General features: G+C 37.9%; 18 protein-coding genes. 8 read left to right on the top strand and 10 right to left on the bottom strand.

Annotation, left to right across the window (positions count from 1 at the left end):
* Window positions 1-11: 11 nt before the first annotated feature.
* Both mutY and ACTQ45_RS00410 read right to left on the bottom strand, forming a co-directional pair.
* Window positions 12-1,223 (bottom strand): A/G-specific adenine glycosylase, encoded by a 1,212-nt coding sequence (gene mutY / locus ACTQ45_RS00415; RefSeq protein WP_441762628.1) that lies wholly within the window; start codon window positions 1,221-1,223, stop codon window positions 12-14.
* Between the two features lie 28 nt (window positions 1,224-1,251).
* Complete coding sequence (locus ACTQ45_RS00410) at window positions 1,252-2,130, bottom strand: RecX family transcriptional regulator (protein WP_441762627.1); 879 nt, start codon at window positions 2,128-2,130, stop codon at window positions 1,252-1,254.
* Between the two features lie 340 nt (window positions 2,131-2,470).
* On the opposite strand from ACTQ45_RS00410, the gene ACTQ45_RS00405 reads away from it, so the two are divergent.
* From ACTQ45_RS00405 to ACTQ45_RS00390, 4 genes are read left to right on the top strand one after another with little or no spacing between them, the layout of a single operon-like run.
* Entirely contained in the window at window positions 2,471-3,241 is a 771-nt protein-coding gene (locus ACTQ45_RS00405; protein WP_441750007.1) for a threonine/serine ThrE exporter family protein, read from the top strand.
* Between the two features lies 1 nt (window position 3,242).
* Window positions 3,243-3,695, top strand: coding sequence for a threonine/serine exporter family protein (locus ACTQ45_RS00400; protein WP_441750006.1), 453 nt, complete (start codon window positions 3,243-3,245; stop codon window positions 3,693-3,695).
* Between the two features lie 40 nt (window positions 3,696-3,735).
* A complete protein-coding gene (locus tag ACTQ45_RS00395) occupies window positions 3,736-3,975 on the top strand; it encodes a DUF1858 domain-containing protein (protein WP_441750005.1) in 240 nt (79 codons plus the stop codon).
* 57 nt (window positions 3,976-4,032) lie between these two features.
* Window positions 4,033-4,722: a YjjG family noncanonical pyrimidine nucleotidase gene (locus ACTQ45_RS00390; RefSeq protein ID WP_441762626.1), complete on the top strand. Its 690-nt coding sequence runs from the start codon at window positions 4,033-4,035 to the stop codon at window positions 4,720-4,722.
* A gap of 106 nt (window positions 4,723-4,828) precedes the next feature.
* Here ACTQ45_RS00390 and ACTQ45_RS00385 read toward each other — a convergent pair whose 3' ends face one another.
* Window positions 4,829-6,151: a nucleotide sugar dehydrogenase gene (locus ACTQ45_RS00385; RefSeq protein ID WP_441750003.1), complete on the bottom strand. Its 1,323-nt coding sequence runs from the start codon at window positions 6,149-6,151 to the stop codon at window positions 4,829-4,831.
* Window positions 6,152-6,319: 168 nt separating this feature from the next.
* On the opposite strand from ACTQ45_RS00385, the gene ACTQ45_RS00380 reads away from it, so the two are divergent.
* Window positions 6,320-7,702: a metallophosphoesterase gene (locus ACTQ45_RS00380; protein ID WP_441762625.1), complete on the top strand. Its 1,383-nt coding sequence runs from the start codon at window positions 6,320-6,322 to the stop codon at window positions 7,700-7,702.
* 545 nt (window positions 7,703-8,247) lie between these two features.
* Here the strand turns inward: ACTQ45_RS00380 and ACTQ45_RS00375 are convergent.
* The 7 genes from ACTQ45_RS00375 to galE all read right to left on the bottom strand — a co-directional run bounded on the left by ACTQ45_RS00375 (window position 8,248) and on the right by galE (window position 16,597).
* A complete protein-coding gene (locus ACTQ45_RS00375) occupies window positions 8,248-9,015 on the bottom strand; it encodes a glycosyltransferase family 2 protein (RefSeq protein WP_441762624.1) in 768 nt (255 codons plus the stop codon).
* Window positions 9,016-9,043: 28 nt separating this feature from the next.
* The gene (locus ACTQ45_RS00370; RefSeq protein ID WP_441762623.1) at window positions 9,044-10,117 is read right to left on the bottom strand and encodes a hypothetical protein; all 1,074 of its coding nucleotides are present in this window, start codon (window positions 10,115-10,117) and stop codon (window positions 9,044-9,046) included.
* On the bottom strand, window positions 10,114-11,463 hold the full coding sequence (locus ACTQ45_RS00365; protein ID WP_441762622.1) for an O-antigen ligase family protein: 1,350 nt from the start codon (window positions 11,461-11,463) through the stop codon (window positions 10,114-10,116). Before ACTQ45_RS00365 ends, ACTQ45_RS00370 begins: the two co-directional genes overlap by 4 nt.
* A gap of 25 nt (window positions 11,464-11,488) precedes the next feature.
* A complete protein-coding gene (locus ACTQ45_RS00360; protein ID WP_441762621.1) occupies window positions 11,489-12,895 on the bottom strand; it encodes a lipopolysaccharide biosynthesis protein in 1,407 nt (468 codons plus the stop codon).
* Window positions 12,896-13,121: 226 nt separating this feature from the next.
* A complete protein-coding gene (locus tag ACTQ45_RS00355; RefSeq protein WP_441762620.1) occupies window positions 13,122-14,540 on the bottom strand; it encodes an LCP family glycopolymer transferase in 1,419 nt (472 codons plus the stop codon).
* Window positions 14,541-14,584: 44 nt separating this feature from the next.
* On the bottom strand, window positions 14,585-15,556 hold the full coding sequence (locus tag ACTQ45_RS00350) for an LCP family protein (RefSeq protein ID WP_441762619.1): 972 nt from the start codon (window positions 15,554-15,556) through the stop codon (window positions 14,585-14,587).
* Window positions 15,557-15,577: 21 nt separating this feature from the next.
* The gene (gene galE / locus ACTQ45_RS00345) at window positions 15,578-16,597 is read right to left on the bottom strand and encodes a UDP-glucose 4-epimerase GalE (RefSeq protein ID WP_441749993.1); all 1,020 of its coding nucleotides are present in this window, start codon (window positions 16,595-16,597) and stop codon (window positions 15,578-15,580) included.
* 253 nt (window positions 16,598-16,850) lie between these two features.
* Between galE and ACTQ45_RS00340 the strand changes: the two genes are divergently transcribed.
* The 3 genes from ACTQ45_RS00340 to ACTQ45_RS00330 are packed head-to-tail and all read left to right on the top strand — an operon-like array spanning window position 16,851 to window position 18,883.
* A complete protein-coding gene (locus ACTQ45_RS00340; protein WP_441749992.1) occupies window positions 16,851-17,303 on the top strand; it encodes a flavodoxin in 453 nt (150 codons plus the stop codon).
* 25 nt (window positions 17,304-17,328) lie between these two features.
* Window positions 17,329-18,570 (top strand): aminopeptidase, encoded by a 1,242-nt coding sequence (locus tag ACTQ45_RS00335; protein ID WP_441762618.1) that lies wholly within the window; start codon window positions 17,329-17,331, stop codon window positions 18,568-18,570.
* 34 nt (window positions 18,571-18,604) lie between these two features.
* Window positions 18,605-18,883 carry a hypothetical protein gene (locus tag ACTQ45_RS00330; RefSeq protein ID WP_441762617.1) on the top strand — a complete coding sequence of 93 codons (279 nt, stop codon included), beginning with the start codon at window positions 18,605-18,607 and terminating at the stop codon, window positions 18,881-18,883.
* Window positions 18,884-18,897 lie beyond the last annotated feature (14 nt).

The raw sequence follows: 18,897 nt of genomic DNA, 5'->3' as shown, positions 1-18,897 counted from the left end.
GTACCATTTCCTCATAAATAATTTTCTAAAGCTAGTAGTAATTTTTGTTGCAGTGTTGAAACTGGTAAATCGCGGATTTCCTTTGGCTTTTGCCAACGCATCAATTCAGAATCAAAAGGCAATGTTTCAATACCTGTCATAATAATGGGGACCAATTGTAAATGCCAAATTCGATGACTGAATACATGCTTGACGGTAGGTAGAAGTGTTGTACCTTCGACATCTCCAAAAGGCATCAGTTGCTGGTTAATTGCAAACCCTGTTTCTTCTAAATCAATCGTTTTTTCCACATCAGTTGCGTCTAATTGCTCACTCCACCAATCTTTAAAAGGTTCGACTAGTTCTTCAGCCGAAGCAGCTTCCATCACAAGAGTTTGTTCAATCATTGGAAAATGCCATAAGCCCGTCAACAATTCGCCCTCTTCATGCTTACGCACAAGCCAATCTCCTTGGCTGTTCTGTACGATATAGGCCAACAATTGATGTTGAGTCGCTTTCGTTTTTTTCTTTTTTACTGGATAAAGATGAGCCGTCCCATTTTGATAAGATTGATCAAATGCTTTTAAAGGATTCGCTTCTGGAGTTAGATTAGCTGGCGTCATAATTGTTGCACCTAAATCCATCAAAGCTTGATTAAAATCTCCAGGTCTGTTTGAATCGATTAATTGATAGAGAATTGCCGCAAACAACTTGCGTGATTTTACTTGCGCAATGTCAGCTTCTAATTCAAATAGTCGTGCAGTGACTCGCATCAAGTTACCATCAATCGCTGGTTCAACTAAACCAAAGGCGATACTTCCGATTGCAGCTGCTGTATAAGGTCCGATTCCTTTTAAAGTCAATAATTCTTTCATAGTACGTGGCATTTCGCCATGGAAGTTTTCCATAACTTGTTTAGCAGCAACTTGCATATTACGGACACGTGAGTAGTAACCTAACCCTTGCCAGAGACTTAATAATACGTCCTCATCCGCTTGCGCTAAGTCTTGAATAGTTGGTAAAGTCTCAATAAAGCGTTCATAATATGGAATGACCGTGATTACTTGTGTTTGTTGCAACATAATTTCACTTACCCAAATTTTATAAGGATCATTGGTATTACGCCATGGTAAGTCACGTTTAGTCGCATCATACCAACTTAATAAGGTTTGTTTAAATTCTTGAATTTTGTCTGGTGACCAGTCAATAGGATACAGTGCTGGGTCTCCTTGTATATACGTCAAAATATTCACTCTTTCTAGTCTAACTTGCTTATTTACCTGACTTCTCCCACAATTCAGCGTGATCTTCCAGCCAATAATTAATAGCTTCAAAATCAAAACCTTTACGGTACAGGCCTTCTTTTACTTTATTACGTAAATCATAGCCCGAATATTTTTTCTGGCGAGTTCTCACTAATTTTTCTGCTGTTTTATTTAATAAATCGTCTTGATGATCCTGCGAATAATCAAAGTCTAATTGGTCCATTTCTTGTTTAATTAGATCACTATCAAATCCCTTAATCAGTAAATGTTCAAACAATTTATTCTTCAACATCTTAAATGGCACATTCTTTTTGGTACGAATATATTTCTGTGCTAGATGCTGAATGTTTTCGTTCTGTTGATCCATTGGATATTCTTCTAAAGCTTGCAGTATTTCTTGTTCCGTTAAGCCTTTTCGAATCAACTCTTGATAAATGGTCGAGGGGCCTTTACGATTAATTAAAGCACTCGTTCTCACATAACTTTGACCATAAACTAAGTCATTTAAATATTGTTGACCTAGCAAACGTTCAATAATATCACTAATGAGTGAGTCATCGATTGTTGCGACTTCTCCCGAACCTTCTTTTCCGATTTCTGAGCGTAATTCTTCTTCATTTAAAGCCGGTATTTTGGCTAGATAATCCCGCATTTCTTTAATGGTACGTAAACCATAAGATATATAGTGAATCGCTTTAGAATAGACTTTCTGATGATATTCAGCTTCTCTTATTTCTGCCAGTAATTCTTCTGATACCTCTTGACCTTTATGCAAGGAAAAATGAATTAATACTGCTTCATCAATTCCTAATAAAAACTGATCATCAACGAATAGTGAATAACGTTGCTTATCTTTCTTCTGTCTTTCGATTTTTGAAATAATCATCCTTAATGTCCTTTCTTAAAAGATAAATATTTGTTTAGAATACTTGTTATTATACAAACGATAAGTTAAAGTCAACGGTTTATCCAGAGTAAAGACTCTGAACATTTTTTTTATAACTTGAGCATTTATTTTAATTCTTTCATAGTCATCTTGATTAATAAAAGACAGGAACGGTTTAAATTAACTTTCTGGACTTCTCTATTATAGGTCATCTTTTTCTGCTTGAATCAGCTGTCTTGACAATGGTTTAGTTAAAAATCATTAGTCCTAAGTACTCTATTATGTTACCATTAGTTTGCAACTAACCCAACTAGAAAATAATGCAATTTGAGGTGTTAAATTGAAGAGAGAATATAAAAAAACAGCTGAAGTCGCTGCCTTGGCTGGCAGAATTATGCTGGAGTCTCATGCTGAGAGCTATCGTGTCGAAGATACAACTCGGCGAATATTGCAAACAAGCGGTTTAAATATTACAGAAGTGATTGCCTATACCACCGGTTTATTCATCACCTTAGATGATACCTCACCTGATGTCGAACCGATCACTCTAGTTCGCCGTGTGAGTGAAAGAGGGAATCATTTGAGAAAAATTTACCGCGTTAATAACATTTCGCGTCAGCTAACAACAAATGAAATCACCCTTGAAGAAGCTCGCAATCGTCTCATGGTTGTCGATGAAGAAGAATATACGGTCTACAGTATGGATATGGCTACCATTTTATTGGTGGTCGCCTTTACAGTTCTACTTGGTGGCAACATTTGGGAGACACTCATTTCAGTCATCGCTGGTATTATCGTTGCGCTATCTAGAATCGGTAAAGAACAGATTGGTATGAACGAGTTTGTCTATGGTATTTTTTCTACGTCCATTACTGCCTTTGTCATTACAAGTATCATTCAATCGATTCCCTACGATTTATCCAGTGATGTCATTATCATTGCAGCTTTGATGCCTTTATATCCTGGAACAGCTTTTACCAATGCAATTCGTGACATGTTAAAAGGCGATTATAACTCGGGTGTTGCCAGAATTGCAGATGCCTTAGTGGTCGCCTTGAGTTTAGCCTTAGGGGTCGCATTAGGCTTGTATTTAGCAAGGGTGGTGTTCTAAGATGGGCTTCATTATTCAAGTGCTTGGTGCCTATGTGGCCACAATCACAGCAGCCATCACTGTTGAAGCACCTAAGTCTTTAATCTTTAAAACTGGGATTCCTGGTGCTGCTGGTTATGTTATTTACCTACTAACTCTTGATCGTATCGGTGCTGTCTTAGCGACATTTTTCGCCAGTTTATTAATTGCAATTTTAGGACAGGCATCCGCTCGACACTACAAAGCACCTGTCACTATCTTTTATATTCCAGCCTTCTTTCCCTTAGTGCCTGGGTCTGCAATGTATCGGACTGCCTTCCATTTCATTAATAATGATGTCGATCTGGCAGCGATGAGCTTTGTTCAAGCAATTTTAACCGCCGGTGCAATCGCACTAGGTATTTACCTTGTTGATTCCTTCTTGGAAATCCTAACTTATTTACAAAATAAAACAAGCATAAAAAAATTAAAGTAAACATGAGCAATTATTAACGAAATGAGAGGGAGAAAACGATTTGAAGCAAGAAATAGATCTAAATCAAGTAGTCTATGAAGTTGTGAAGACAAATCCTGAAGTCATTGATTTGTTAGTTGAATTAGGTTTCAAACCTTTGAAAAACCCAGTGATGTTAAATTCCATTGGACGTACAACCACAATTAGACAAGGGGCTAAATTAATCGGTCTTTCTTTAGATGAAATCAAAAAGAATTTAGAATGGAATGGCTACACAATTAAAGACGATTCAGCCAACTAATTGTCATGACTTTATATAATACTGCCGCAATGTGATAAGAAAATACAGGAGATGACTATGTACCAGAACATTTTACTAGATCTTGACGATACAATTTTAGACTTTGGTGCCAGTGAGACCTTCGCCTTTCAGAAAGTCGCAGAGACTCTCGGGGTGACTTATAATCCAACTTTATTAAATGATTATAAGCGATACAATCAAGACCTCTGGTTACAAATTGAAAAGAACACCTTAAGTAAAGCGGATTTAATCGATCAACGCTTTCCCGGATTTTTCAGTCGTTATGGCTTGAGCAATTTATCCGGCCGTGAGATTGATGAGCAATTTCGCGCTTACTTAGCTGATGGTGGCCATATTATTCCTGGCGCTCGTCAATTGTTAATTGACTTAAAAGCCACTGGTCGTAACATTTACGCGGCCTCTAACGGTATTTATAACACGCAAATTAACCGCTTGGAACAAGCGGGTTTAATCGAATACTTTGATGATTTATTTATCTCTGAAAAGATTGGCTATAATAAACCCCATATTGGCTTTTTCGATCATGCCTTTCAAGCCATCGGTTCTCAAGCCAAACAATCGAGTCTAATGGTTGGCGATAGTTTGACATCCGATATCAAAGGGGCGAATGCTGCTAAAATTCCAGCTGTTTGGTTTAATCCTAAAGGTCTAAGTGCTCCAAATGAATTGATAATTAACTATGAAATTTCTAGCCTGGAGCAGTTATACCCTATTATCGATTTATAGAAAGCTAAGTTATTCATAAGAGCCTCAGTTACACCAGCAGATTTAAAGTTCTATTTTGAAAAAAAACGTTACTCCTCTAAATAAGTGGGTAACGTTTTTTTATCTTTTATAATCTCCAGAAGTGATAGCCTTTTTCAGTAAATGCTTGGCTATCGAGAATGCTTTTAATATCAATTAAGACACGTTCCTTATTTGGCAAAGCTGGGTTGAACAAGGCTTCAATCGCTTCAACAGACAAAGCTTTAAATTCCTCGTGTCCAACCGCTAAGACCACACAATCCACATCTTTTATTTTATCGAACTGCGATAAAGTCACGCCATACTCTTTCATTGCGTCATCATGGGATGCCCATGGGTCCACAATTTCCGGCTGAATATCATATTCGGCTAAGCGTTTTAAGATGTCGCTGACTTTCGAGTTACGCGTATCAGGGGTGTTCTCTTTAAATGTTAAGCCAAGAACCACCACTTTGGCATCAATCACTTTCTTGCCCGTTGTAATCAGACCTTTGATGATTTTATCCGCAATAAACTCACCCATATCGTCATTAATTTGACGACCAGATTTGATAATTTGGCTATGATACCCTAAGTTTTCCGCTTCATAAACGAAATAGTATGGATCTACGCCGATACAATGTCCGCCTACTAAGCCTGGTGTAAAGCCGAGTGCATTCCACTTCGTATTCATCGCGTCAATCACGTCTTGAGAATCAATCCCCATACGGTCAAAGACTAAAGCCAATTCATTCATAAAGGCAATGTTGATATCACGTTGGCTATTCTCAACTACCTTAGCGGCTTCGGCTACTTTAATACTTGGTGCTCTATGAACACCGGCATTAATGACTAACTCATAAACTCTAGCAATATCTTCCAAAGCTTCCGGGGTTGTCGCTGAAACTATTTTTGTAATATTCTCTAAAGTATGTACTTTATCTCCTGGATTAATCCGTTCGGGTGAGTAACCTACAGAGAAGTCGATTCCGTGTTTAAGCCCAGATTCTTCTTCAAGAATGGGAATACAGACTTCTTCAGTCACTCCGGGGTAAACCGTAGATTCATAAACAACAATGGATCCTTTACTCAAGTTTTTTCCAATCGTACGTGTTGCACTTTCAACCGGATTTAAGTTTGGTGTTTTATCTTGATTAATCGGTGTCGGCACAGCCACAATGTGAAACTGCGCTTCTTTCAAACGACTAGCGTCACTTGTAAAATCAAGGGTCGTTTCTTTAATCGCATCATCGCCGACTTCCATCGTCGGGTCAATCCCTTGATGATATAAATCAATTTTCGCTTCATTATTATCAAAACCAATTGTATCAACGACTTTAGCAAAAGCCACAGCAATCGGCATACCGACATAGCCAAGTCCAATTATTGATAATTTGGCTTCGCGGTTTAAAATTCTTGTATATAAACTCATTATCATTCTCCTCTGAGGGTCGTGGTTTCGCTTAATAAACTCTCTATCGAATTATATCAGAAAATAGCTTAATGGCAAAACTGCTCAGTTTGTGATAAAATCCAGATACTTCTTGACCTTCCGCAAGGTCATTAACACGTGAATCTAATGATCAAAAAGGATGATTTAATGACCAAAAACATACATAAGCAACTAAATAAAATTTCACGTAAATTATCTTCACTTGGACGCCTTAAAGTTATCGGTTTGTTTGCCTATTTGACCGTATTTTTAGGCTGGCAGCCACAAGTAATTCCTGTTCAGGCTGAAACGAGTGACGCTGTCTCGACTATTTGGGTCATCACTGATATTCACCATTTCTCACCGATACTCTTTGATCATGGTAGCAAGTTTGAAGAAATGCAAGCGAGCGCAGGCGGTTTGGACTTGCGCTATGGCCTCGAAAGGCTCAATGCTTTAGTGAGGCAAGTCGAACAAGAGACGCCAACTGTCTTACTTGTTACTGGTGATTTGACTTTAAACGGTGAATTACAAAGTATGCTCGAATTAGCCGAAGCCTTTGAAAAAATTGAAACAGCTGGTACGCAAGTCTTTGTAGTTCCAGGCAATCACGATATCAGTAACCCATGGGCATCAAGTTTTAAAGGCGCGGATACCATTCGTGTCGCGCAAACTTTACCAGATGACTTTCGACAACTTTTTGCCAATTACGGCTATTCGCAAGCAATATCGAAAGATTCAGCAAGCTTGAGTTACATGGCAGAATTATCAAATCAATGGCAGCTATTTATGCTGGATTCTAATGTCTACTCAAACACTTCAGGCCTATACGCGCCCAAGTCACACGGCCGGTTGGCAAATAAAACGCTCAATTGGCTGGATAAAGAATTAAATATTCATCAAGCCAGCGATAAACACGCCTTAGTCGTCGTTCACCATAACAGTCTGGTACATTTTCCATCACTCAATCAAGGCTACACACTTGATAATGCGACCAATCTACAAGCCCTGTTAGAAAAATTTAAACTGCCAATAACTTTAAGTGGTCACATTCATGCCCAGCATATTGCCCAAGAAACTCTGTCAGACGATTTTACCCTGACAGATATCGCGACGGGTGCCTTCGGTCTCTATCCTAACCGGATCGGTGTCATCACTCTCAGTAAGCAATCCATTCACTATCACGCGAGCGAATTAGACATGGCGAGCTGGGTTCAACAGACTCAACAGACTGACCCAAACTTATTGAATTACAATACCTATTCGCAAAACTTATTGACCGCTTCCTCTCGTCTCGTGGCAGAGCGCGAAATCATCGCTTACCATGCTTACAGCCCACAAGAAGCTGAGGCCGTCATTGAATTGTTCAGCCAAATGAATCAAGCCACTTTTAGCGGCGACCTAAATTCACAGTGGCCGACTCAAATCAAAGCCCACGAAGAGTTGATCAGTAACCTAAGTAACTATGGTAACGAATTTTTTAATGCCTACCTCCAAGACATCATCAACTTGCAAGAAGAAGAACACCAAACAATAGATATCACTTGGTGAATCACGTTGAGAATAGTCTTCCAACCACTTGATGATAGAAGAATTGGAAGACCTAATTGAAATTTGTTAATAGCTTCTACTGTTTATCGCTCTACTTAGCCTTTCGTGGATCATGATTGTTAGTTGTTGTAAGTCGAACAATTGAACTTATTAAACCACTCACTTTAATCGCTTTAATTAACAAACAAAAGATGTCTTTTTACTTTAGAATTTTAATATAGAAGTTGTTGTTTTGAATTAAAAGTGTTGGCAATTGGAAACAGGACGTGACTTTTCGATGACACTTCCCTTAAGACTTCGAGAAACACGTGTCATGAGGTGACACGACGACTTTCGAATTAGGGGTTAATAATGAATCAGTGATCTGTTACATTGCAATGATTGTCAGCTGCAATACGACCCTTTGAATGACAAAAAGAGTGCAACGCATAAATAAACAATCTTCATACAATGAGCAGTTCCAATACAAAAAAAACCGCTTTTCTTATCAGTAGCAAATACACTATCTAGCGTATTAACTGTTCTCATAAGAAGAGCGGTATTTTTTATAAGCGTCTTAAGATAGCTTGTAAGACATAATGTCCAAAGTAGTATGAGGCTTTGATTAAAGATAAGCCTTCTAAATTATAGTAAGTATTCCACGTACGTTTCAATGCGCCAACTCGGTCACTAGAGATTGACCCTTCTACTTGACGATAATAGTTTAAGACTTTGTCCAAACCATAAGCTGTTAGATTGCGCTCACGCATCAACTTCAACCAAGTAGCTGTGTCTTGTCCTTTACGCACAAGTGGCATATTGAAACTTCCTACGTGCAATCGGTCGATGACAACCGTTGAACAAGCAATTGCGGTATTTTTTAATAGACCTGAATAAGTAAGTTTTAAAGGCAACTTGACCGCTTCTTTTAAAATTTCGCCTGTTTCATTCACTAAAGCAAAGTTTGTATAGCTAAAGTGAACGGCTTGGCTTTTCATAAAATCCAATTGATCAGCTAATTTAGTCTCTCTCCAGCAATCATCGCTGTCAATAAAAGCGATGAATTGGCCTTTGGCAGCTTCAAGACCTGTATTTCTTGCAACAGCCGCCCCGCTATTTTCTTTCAGATTAATTAATCTAATACGTTTATCTTTGTTTACATATTCTTCGACTATCGCTTGACTTGAATCTTGGCTACAATCGTTGACTAATAATAACTCCCAGTTTTGGTAAGTTTGTTTCAGGACACTTTCAATTGTCTCAGCGATAAAACGCTCTGCATTATAAACCGGTGTGACAACTGAAACTAAATCTAATTGTAATTCTTCTTGCATCTTCACACTACCTTCGCTTATATCGACTTTAAATAACATGGATAATTTTTATTGGTACATTATATAAGCCTGCCAAAATTGCTTGCTCACGGTACCATACTTTATCTGTATGATTGCTATGCACTAAAATAACGATTTCTTCGGGTCTCGACTCAATCTCTGCTAATTCTTGCAATGTATTCAAGATTAGCAAGCCTTTATACTCTTCTTCAACTAAAACCGGTTGTAAAATTACCTCGGCACTTGTTTGAGATAAGACCACGCGATTTTTCTTTACCGGCACTCGGATAAACTCTTGTAAAGTAGAGGTATTGTCATTGTCTGTTTGATATAACAAATGATAATCTTCTACAGACCAAGCATAATCAAAGCCATAAGTAATTTTCTTTTTACTTAATCTCCATAAGAAACTCAAACCGATCGTAGCAATGGTACCTACAATTAAGCCAGCAATAGCATACACAATGTACGAGGGTGTACTAGGACTCTTAAATGGATTTAACGTTTCTGGATTAGCTAATGTTTCATATATTTCAAAAGGAAGTAACTCCTTAGAAATTGGTTCGGTAATAATAGAAATCGTGCTATTTCTTAAAAAGGGAATGTCTCCAGAAGTTAAGATATCCGCGTAAGCTTGAGCAATTGCCAAGTTTTCTTCTGATGTTTTACCCACTAAAAATCGTAAAGTGAATATATTACTACTTGAATCACGAATGGAAGCCAAACCACCTCGGAAGCCACTTGTTTTGTATAATTTTAAGGCAATTTCTGATTCTCGCCATTGGTGGAATTCGATGCCAGTTGCTTCCTCTACTTGTTTAATTACTTGAGCATTACTGAAATACTCATCAAAAATATGGCTATTTGTATAGACAGTGCCATCTTCCAACGTCACAATCATCTCTAAAGATGCTGGTGTTTGTGCGTAAACCTCACTTAAATAATGAGTCGCTTCTTCTTGCCCTTCTTCAACATATATGTTGGCTAAATAATAACGTCCGCCAACAGCTAGTATTGCAACAGCAATGGCTCCTAGCAAGATTCTCAAACTGTAATCTTTAATAAAACGCCATAATTCTTGTAATATAGTTAATAAGCTCATCGATATACCTTCTCTTTCAAATAATTTAATGAGTCCTTAGACTTATTGAACCTTGCTTTTTTCTTAGCCTGATTCTGTCTAGCATCACATACTTTTACGAAACTAATAATTAAGCCAAAGAATAACCAATGCCACTCAATTAGCATATTATTTGCACTTGTAATACTTGCAAAAATAAAAATCACCATAAAACTATATAATGCATGGGCAGTTCTACCAACAGCATGACTTGATTGATTAGCGATTTGTAACAAGCGAATCAGCAGTAAGCTATAAGCTAGCACATAGACAAAAAATGCAAGCAAACCATGTCCAACTAGAATCTCCAACCACCAGTTGTGCATATTGGTAATTAGTTGTTGACCGTTGGTTGTCCAGAATGCATTCTCCAACATCCAATGTTCAATGTTTCCTAGCCCTACACCAAAACCAGCCGTTTGTCCTAGAAAAATCAGTCCATTGCGCCATAAATTCATTCGAATCGTGTCACCCGATAATTCATTCAGGTGACCTCCGAAATAAAAGAGTGAGGTTACTTTATTAATTAAAGAAGGTCGCATCATCACAAGACTAAATACTCCAGCGAGGCCAATTGCGATACCGGCCCCGTAATGCTTTGCTTTTAAATCTAAACGAATATAACTTAAAGTATGTAAACCTAAGAACAGTAATAAACATATTAATGATAGCCTTGAACCACTTCGGTAAACAAGATAGCTTGCTGCTAAAAAACTAGTTGCATAAAGGATTCGGTGCCAATTCGATTGGCTGAAATAATACATGATTAAACATAAGGCCAGATAAGCAAGTAATAATGTCGCAAAATCATTTTGATTTTCAAATGTTGTTATTGGTATTCGTGTCATCGGTTGCGAACTAAAGGTCCGGTATTTATCTAGTTTAGCGACATTCGCAAATAAATAAATATTTGTCACAATTTCAAAATAACCCCAGATGACTAGGCCAGTGACACTGACCCACGCACCCGTTATTAATCTCTTCCACATTCTTAAATCATTCACCCAAGCATATAAGGCAATGATACTCGACATACCAATCGACATTAGAAAGAGATGTTGGAACCACCCTTTTAAATTAGTCGCCCAAAGTACAGATGAAAAGGCCAAGAACCACCAAATTAAGAAGCAAACTAAAACGTTCGTTGCTGTATTAGCCGTAGCGATTTTCAACTGCTGACGCGCTCGAGTGACTTGGTAGACTAACAGTGGGATGGTCGACAAAGCGAACAATCGATAAATCGTTAACTGAGCGACCGGTGTGGGTATTGCTAAAATTTCTGTTCCCAAGAAAATACTGCAGACCAGAATTAATAGATATAGATACATTAAATGGTCCGTCCTTTCTAAGGTGTTATGAAAAATCCCAATTGTCAGGATTTTGCTTAATTTCGATTGCATCTTTAACAGTTGACCATTGGATTACTAAACACATTAGACCGATAGCCAATGTAATCAGAGTGCGATAAGACATATCAAATGCATTCAAACCTGCTGCAACAGTCATTAAACAGACAGTCAAAATTTGTTTACGTTGGCTAAAGCCAAAACCCGTTCGATTAGAAAAGTATGTTCGGGCTAAATAAAAGATAATATAAGCTCCACATGATGCAAAAGCCGCTCCTCTTGCGCCCAAGTCTGGTGTAAGTAAATAGTTAATTAACACACTTGGAATTAATGCTGCCACACTTACAAAAATATTCAAGTAGGTTTTACGTGAAAAGACAATTCCTAAAGTAGTTGTTTCAGATAAAGCATACATAATATGTGGGAAGCTCAACAACCCTAATAAATACTTAGACCCATCATAGCCAATGAATAACATGACAAACGGTCTAAATAATAGTAGGCCAAAGAATAAAGCAGTCAGAATAAACAGCAACGCATCACTAATGAATTTAAAATGCTTCATTTCTTTTTTTTCTTCATACCAACGATAAGCAGTGGGTACCCAAAAACTAGCAAAAGCTGTTTTTAGAATTCCGATAATATTGACTATTTTCATTGCACCACCATAGATTCCTAACTCACTTAAGGTACTATAGTTTCTTAACATGGTCGTATCAACTGAATTCAAAACTGAATTCAATGAAGCTGACAGCATTAAAGGAATACCGAATAATATCATTGTCTTTATTAATTTTGGTTCAAGTGTAAATGTTTTAATATCAAAAAAAACTCGGTAACGCCAGAATAGAAAAGCATCTCCTATCAGTTGTCCAAATATTAAACCGAAAACAACGACTCTAAAATCACGCATGCCAATTAAAATTAAACCAACTGAAACAAGGAACACATTAATTTTTAACAGCAAGGTGTACTTAGAATATTCGAGCGCTTTTTCTTCCATTCGAATCGTTAATAATAAGAAGCGTTCTAATACAGTGGCTAATACCCAGATGCCACTTAGCCAAACGATGTAACTATAATCCGGACTAGCAAACAGCCAATTGGAAATCGGTTGTGAAAAAATAATTGCGACAATAAACATTAGAATACCAACAATCATTGGCAGTAAAGCCGCCTGTTGCATTAAGTTTCGTTTGTCTTTAGCTTGGTTATACTCTCTTGTATAACTTTGATCCAGACCTATATATAAAAAGTTAGGTATATTGACAATCAAAGTGCTAAACAATGTCGAGATACCATATTCAGCTTCTGACAGTAACATCGTCAAAATTGGGATTTGAATTAGCGAAATGACAGCGCCAAAAACCGGTCCCATACTAAAGCCCATTAATCGTTTTAAAAAATGTTTCATGCAAATCTCCTGTCTTCCATTGCTTCCGAAAGTTCAAACACTTCTTGGCAATTCATCACTTGCATTGGCAAGCCGCAAGCTTTTTATTCTGTTAAATTATATCACAATTAGTGGTGTAAGCCACTTTCCCTTCAATTTTAAGTCAACTAATTAGACAAAATATCCACTCTCAGCACTCAAATCGAACTCGTGTGCTAAAAAGTGGATATAATAGACATTCAAATTATCACTCTGAAGTTGTTGGTGGGACAGAGTCTACCGGTGGTAGTAATGATTCTGGTGGCGGGGTTGGCGCCGGTGGTTCCACTGGTTCAGTCGGCTGTTGTGTTTCTGGCGGTTCGACTGGCGTAACCGGTTCTTCAGGTGGTGTGGGAACTTCAGGCTCAATTGGCGTAACCGGGGGTTCAGGTTGAGTTGGTTGAGTTGGCTCGCTTGGCGTCGTCGGTGTGGTTGGTGTTTGTGGCACGACTGGCGTACTTGGCGCAGGATAATGAGGAGCAGGATACGTTGGATTTGTTTGCTCATAGTAATTACTCTCTCTGATTGTCTGTAAAGAATTCTGGGAATCCTCAAGGTGCGCTAATTGTTCACTCGTTAAACCACTTGGGTATTGATTGACAATAATCGATGCGGTTTTAGCATAGTGACTACTCTCATCACTGATTGGATCGACTAAATCAGCCAAACTGATCGGCGCTAGCATTGAATGCTGGCGTATTTCATTAGCCACCTTTACTCTTGCATTCAAAGGAATGTAAAAGTAGAATACTTCATCCAAGTACATATCCTCCATTGATTCAAAGGAAATAGAACTGATATTCTCTAAGGCTGGCATATAAGTTTGAGATATATCTAAAGCTGTCGTTAAATTCAAGTTTGTTTGAACGTTTTTAGTCACAACTTTTAGTATTTCTGGATAAGTAGTTAAAGTATCTACGGATAAAGCTTTATCAATCACTGCTTTAATCACAATCTTTTGACGATTTTGGCGGCCAATTTCGCCTTCAGGATCATCATAACGCATCCTTGCAAAGTTCATCGCTTTAAGACCATTGACTTCACGTTTCTCTCCTTCAACGAAGCCAGTCCCTCGATAATCAAAGGTTAATGGACTTATGACTTCGATGCCACCAATTGCATCAATTAATTCAACAAGACCGTCCATATTAATAACAGCATAATAATCGATTGGAACATCTAAAAACTCTTGAACTGTATCAATCGTCAACTCTACTCCACCATACGCAAAGGCATGATTAATCTTATCAGGTCTGTCAACACCTTCGATTAAAGCCATCGCATCACGTGGGATGCTTAATAATTTGGTGCTTTTAGTCTGGGGGTTCAGTGACACAAGAATCATTGTATCGGATCGACTCACGTCACCGTCAGTTTCTGTTCGTTCGCTTGAACCGTCAGTACCAATCAGTAGAACATTAATCGGATCGCCTTCAGCGATATCTACTTTTTCTTGTCGTATATTTTTTATCTGTACTTCTTGCGAGACGCTCTTGATGGTTTGGTTAATATCATTTAACACTTTTCCAGCAGCTGCAGCAGACACTAAAATTAATAGGATAAAGACATTGCGAAACAATTTCCAATAACTCAAGCGACCATTTTCATTTATAAAATATTTCTTCATAGTGTGCTTCACATCCTTGACCTAGCACAAACTGATCACACGGACTACTGTCCAATTACTTGATTTAACGCTTGTTGTGTTCGCTCTAATCGATGGTCATTCATTAACTCGTAGGGTTCTTTATCAGCTTGATAATCCCCACGTAAATTAATTATCGACCGTTGAACTAGGTGTTTTATATAATTATTTCTCACAAAATTTACAAGTGTCTCATAAGTCACGTCTGTGACTAGTAAGCCTTCTGCTTCAGCGAAATATTGACTTAATTGCGGCAGGCGTCTTATTTCTGAAAACGTATCAAATAGAATGATACTGATTTGTTCTAACACTTGAACTTGGCGTTTGTTGTGTTCCCATTCCGATTCATCGGTTTGTGCTTGTAAATAAAGCATCACTTCACGACTACTCAAGTGAACGGTTTGCTTCGCTGAATATTCTTGGCCACCTAAGGTGATGGCTTCATTAATTTCTAAATTTAGTCCACCTAACTGATCGAGAAGTGGTCGTAACTCAGATAATTCAATCATCACAGTGTGATCAATTGAAATCTCTAAGAGCGATTCAACTTCTGATTTGATGGTCCTTAAGCCTCCATTATTATAAGCGTGGCTTAGTGTAACATCTTGAGCATTATCTTTCAACAATCTTGATAGGTTGACTTGAACACTTTCTTTCGTGTATGGATTGATTGTAAGTGTCGTAATGACATTTGCTCGTTTTTCTTCAAGTCTTCCCGTATGACCGTAGTCGACACCAAGAATGAGAAAAGTCACCGTCTCATGTTGGTCAATCGGTGACTTTTCTATTGCCTGTGTTGTTTGTAAACTCGGATCTTCAATAGCTGTGCGGTAAGCTTGTCCTATCTCGTGATAAATTGTAAATAAATAGAAGAAAATTGCTACACCAATCATCATCAGAATAAATAAGGTAAGAATTCGTTTCGTTAAAAATCGTTTTGGTTTGTGTTGCTTAATAGTAGTAAGGGATGAATTTGAGTGTTTTTCTTCTTTTTTCACAGTCTAGTAACCTACCCTTTCCTATATAGCATCGTAGCCATTAGGGTTGTTTGACTGCCACTTCCAAGAATCTCGGCACATATCCACTAGATTACGTGAAGCCACCCATCCTAATGTTTCCTTGGCATGGCTTGCATCTGCATAGGCGATATCGTTATCTCCAGGACGACGGTCTGCAATTTCATATTTAATTTCAATCGCATTCGCTTCTTCAAAAGCTTTGACCAAATCGAGCACACTGTAGCCTATTCCTGTTCCTAAATTGAAGACGCCTACGCCTTTAGTCGTTTGATTATGTTCTAATGCTTTGATATGACCTAAAGCCAAATCCACTACATGAATATAGTCTCTTACGCCAGTTCCGTCGTGAGTATCATAATCCGCTCCGAAGACGCTTAATTTGTCGCGTTTTCCAATCGCAACTTGTGTCACGTAAGGCATCAAGTTATTAGGTATTCCTTGTGGATCTTCACCTATTCTACCGGACTCGTGTGCACCAATTGGGTTAAAGTAACGCAGTAGTGTAACAGACCATTCTGGATCTGAGACCGTTAAATCTTTTAATAGGTGCTCGATGACAACTTTCGTATAACCGTAAGGGTTATTGGAAGTGTCTGTCGGCATTTCTTCAACAAATGGTGCGATGTTATCTGTTCCATATACAGTTGCTGATGAACTGAAGACAATACTTTTCACATTCGCTGCGGTCATTTCTTCTAATAATGCTACTGTTCCTTCAACGTTATTATGATAATACATTAAGGGTTTCTCTACTGATTCGCCTACTGCTTTATAGCCAGCAAAATGAATCACAGATTCTATTGAGTTTTCAGCAAAAATTTGACGCATTGTTGAACGATCTAGAATGTCTGCTTCATAAAATTTAAACTCTTTGTTAGTAAGTTCTTTAATCCGCTCTAGTACTTCTGCTTTACTATTATAGAAGTTGTCCACAATAATAACTTCTTGATCTAAATTAAGTAATTCTACGACAGTATGACTACCAATGTAACCCGCGCCTCCAGTAACTAATATCGCCATGCTTATTCCCCCAAGTTAATTTTTTTGTTTTTAAAGATTCACGTTGTAGTATACCATAATTTAGAAACGATTTTAGCTCTAGAAATATAAATGTCATATTTTGCAAAAAATTAAGAAATGACAGGCTTCTGAGAATAAAAGTGGATTCTAATGTAAGAGACGTTTTAATTTGTTATAATGGATAAGATTAAAGTGAAAAAATATGCTGTGAAATTCAACAAGGCATATGATTTTATTGTAAAGGAGGAAAATTGTGGCAAATGCATTAATTATTTTTGCTAGTCTGACAGGTAATACTGAGGAAATGGCGGAAATTGTGGCAGCAGAACTTGAGGCTCACGATGTAGAAGTTGAGATCCTTGATGTCATGCAAGCCGATGTCGAAGAATTTCTTGATTACGATATTTGTTTAATTGGTAGCTATACTTACGGTGTCGACGGCGTCCTTCCCGATGAAATGATTGATTTCCACGAGGAATTAGGCGAACTTGATTTAACTGGGAAAGTCTTCGGTGTCTTTGGTTCCGGCGATGATTTTTACGAAGTATTCTGTGCGGCTATTGATTTCTTTGAAGATCAGTTTAAAACCACTGGTGCCACACAAGGTGGCGAGAGTGTTAAAATAAACTTAAATGCAGAAGAAGAGGACGTTGAACGTCTAAAAGCACTCGCTGCATCAATTGCTGAAAAAGCAGCAGAATTATAATTTTAAAAACAGAAAGAGGTATTTCATGACTTTAGAAAATTTTGATCAATTACTCCAAAAATATGCAGATGTGATTATCCATAAAGGTATCCAGGTTTCAAACGACGATTACTTACTAATCAATGCTGATATTGAACAAGCGCCCCTTGTACGTTTACTGGCTCAAACGGCTTACGCTGCGGGTGCTAAAAAAGTTAAAGTCACTTGGGCAGATGATATTATAACGCGCATTGGTTATGAAAATCAGTCAGTTGAAACGTTAACGGATATTCCTCAATACACAATTGATGAATCGAAAGATTGGATCGAAAAGCGTGCTAAACGTATTGCTTTACGTTCAAGTAATCCAAATGCTTTAAAAGGTGTGGATCCAAGTAAAATCAGTGCGTCTCAACGTGCAGTTTCTGAAGCACTTGTTGAACAAAGAATTGCCACTCAAGCCAATGTTGTGAGCTGGTTGGTTGTTGCTGGTGCTGGACAAGAATGGGCTAATTTAGTCTTCCCTGACTTAGCAACAAACGAAGAGAAATTAGACGCTCTATGGGATCAAATTTTCAAAACAACGCGTGTTTACGAAGCGGACCCAGTTAAAGCTTGGGACGAACACGAATCGAAATTAAACGAAAAAGCTAATTTCTTAAACGAGATTCAATTTGATAAATTACACTACACTGGACCTGGTACTGATTTAACGTTAGGTTTACCTGACAATCATATTTGGGAAAGTGCTGGCAGCTTAAACGAAAAAGGCGATGCATTTATCGCTAACATGCCAACTGAAGAAGTCTTTACGGCACCTGATTCTAATCGTGCTGAGGGTCATATTTCAAGTTCAAAACCTCTTAGCTATGGTGGGACGGTGATTGACGGTATGACATTCTACTTCGAAAACGGTCAAATTACAAAAGTTGAAGCTGAACAAGGTGAAGAAACACTACGCAAATTAGTTGAAGACAATGACGGTTCACGTTCACTGGGTGAAGTTGCTTTAGTACCACATCAATCACCTATTTCTCAATCTGGTATTATTTTCTTTAATACATTGTTTGATGAAAATGCATCAAATCACTTAGCTATTGGTCAAGCGTATGCAACCTCTGTTCAAGGTGGGACAAAAATGAGCCAAGATGAGCTAAAAGAAGCTGGTCTAAATCGTTCAAACGTCCACGTTGACTTCATGGTTGGTAATGCCGAAATGAATATTGATGGAATCACTAAAGACGGCCAAGTTGTTCCAATATTTAGAAATGGTGAGTGGGCATTCTAAATTCCCACTGACTTGTAAAAAAGGAGACTAGAGCATGTCGAACTCTAAAAATACCAACAATCTAGAACAAGAAATTTCCAAACAAATCCAACAAATCGATCGTCGATTAGATCGTAGTGGATGGTTTTACCTAGTAGGAGTGTTGGTCATCTTCTTCCTACTTGTCTATTTAACAGTCACAGTTTTTCGTATTCCAACTAGTGAAGAACAATCTACTGAACAGGCTTCTGTTGAATCCAGAATTGAAGATTTAGAATCACGAATTTTCGAATTAGAATCTTCACTTGAATTAACAAGTACAGAGTCGCAGTAGCCATGGTATTAAAG

It is taken from the genome of Fundicoccus sp. Sow4_D5, assembly GCF_052116365.1.
GTDB lineage: Bacteria > Bacillota > Bacilli > Lactobacillales > Aerococcaceae > Fundicoccus.
Note: the sequence above shows the minus strand (reverse complement) of the source record. Positions and strands in the feature narration are given on the sequence as shown.

Coding starts and splice junctions, on each gene's coding strand:
- ACTQ45_RS00410 (WP_441762627.1), bottom strand. CDS start 2,130: ATGATTATTTCAAAAATCGAAAGACAGAAGAAAGATAAGCAACGTTAT.
- ACTQ45_RS00400 (WP_441750006.1), top strand. CDS start 3,243: ATGGGCTTCATTATTCAAGTGCTTGGTGCCTATGTGGCCACAATCACA.
- ACTQ45_RS00390 (WP_441762626.1), top strand. CDS start 4,033: ATGTACCAGAACATTTTACTAGATCTTGACGATACAATTTTAGACTTT.
- ACTQ45_RS00385 (WP_441750003.1), bottom strand. CDS start 6,151: ATGAGTTTATATACAAGAATTTTAAACCGCGAAGCCAAATTATCAATA.
- ACTQ45_RS00380 (WP_441762625.1), top strand. CDS start 6,320: ATGACCAAAAACATACATAAGCAACTAAATAAAATTTCACGTAAATTA.
- ACTQ45_RS00375 (WP_441762624.1), bottom strand. CDS start 9,015: ATGCAAGAAGAATTACAATTAGATTTAGTTTCAGTTGTCACACCGGTT.
- ACTQ45_RS00370 (WP_441762623.1), bottom strand. CDS start 10,117: ATGAGCTTATTAACTATATTACAAGAATTATGGCGTTTTATTAAAGAT.
- ACTQ45_RS00365 (WP_441762622.1), bottom strand. CDS start 11,463: ATGTATCTATATCTATTAATTCTGGTCTGCAGTATTTTCTTGGGAACA.
- ACTQ45_RS00360 (WP_441762621.1), bottom strand. CDS start 12,895: ATGAAACATTTTTTAAAACGATTAATGGGCTTTAGTATGGGACCGGTT.
- ACTQ45_RS00355 (WP_441762620.1), bottom strand. CDS start 14,540: ATGAAGAAATATTTTATAAATGAAAATGGTCGCTTGAGTTATTGGAAA.
- galE (WP_441749993.1), bottom strand. CDS start 16,597: ATGGCGATATTAGTTACTGGAGGCGCGGGTTACATTGGTAGTCATACT.
- ACTQ45_RS00335 (WP_441762618.1), top strand. CDS start 17,329: ATGACTTTAGAAAATTTTGATCAATTACTCCAAAAATATGCAGATGTG.
- ACTQ45_RS00330 (WP_441762617.1), top strand. CDS start 18,605: ATGTCGAACTCTAAAAATACCAACAATCTAGAACAAGAAATTTCCAAA.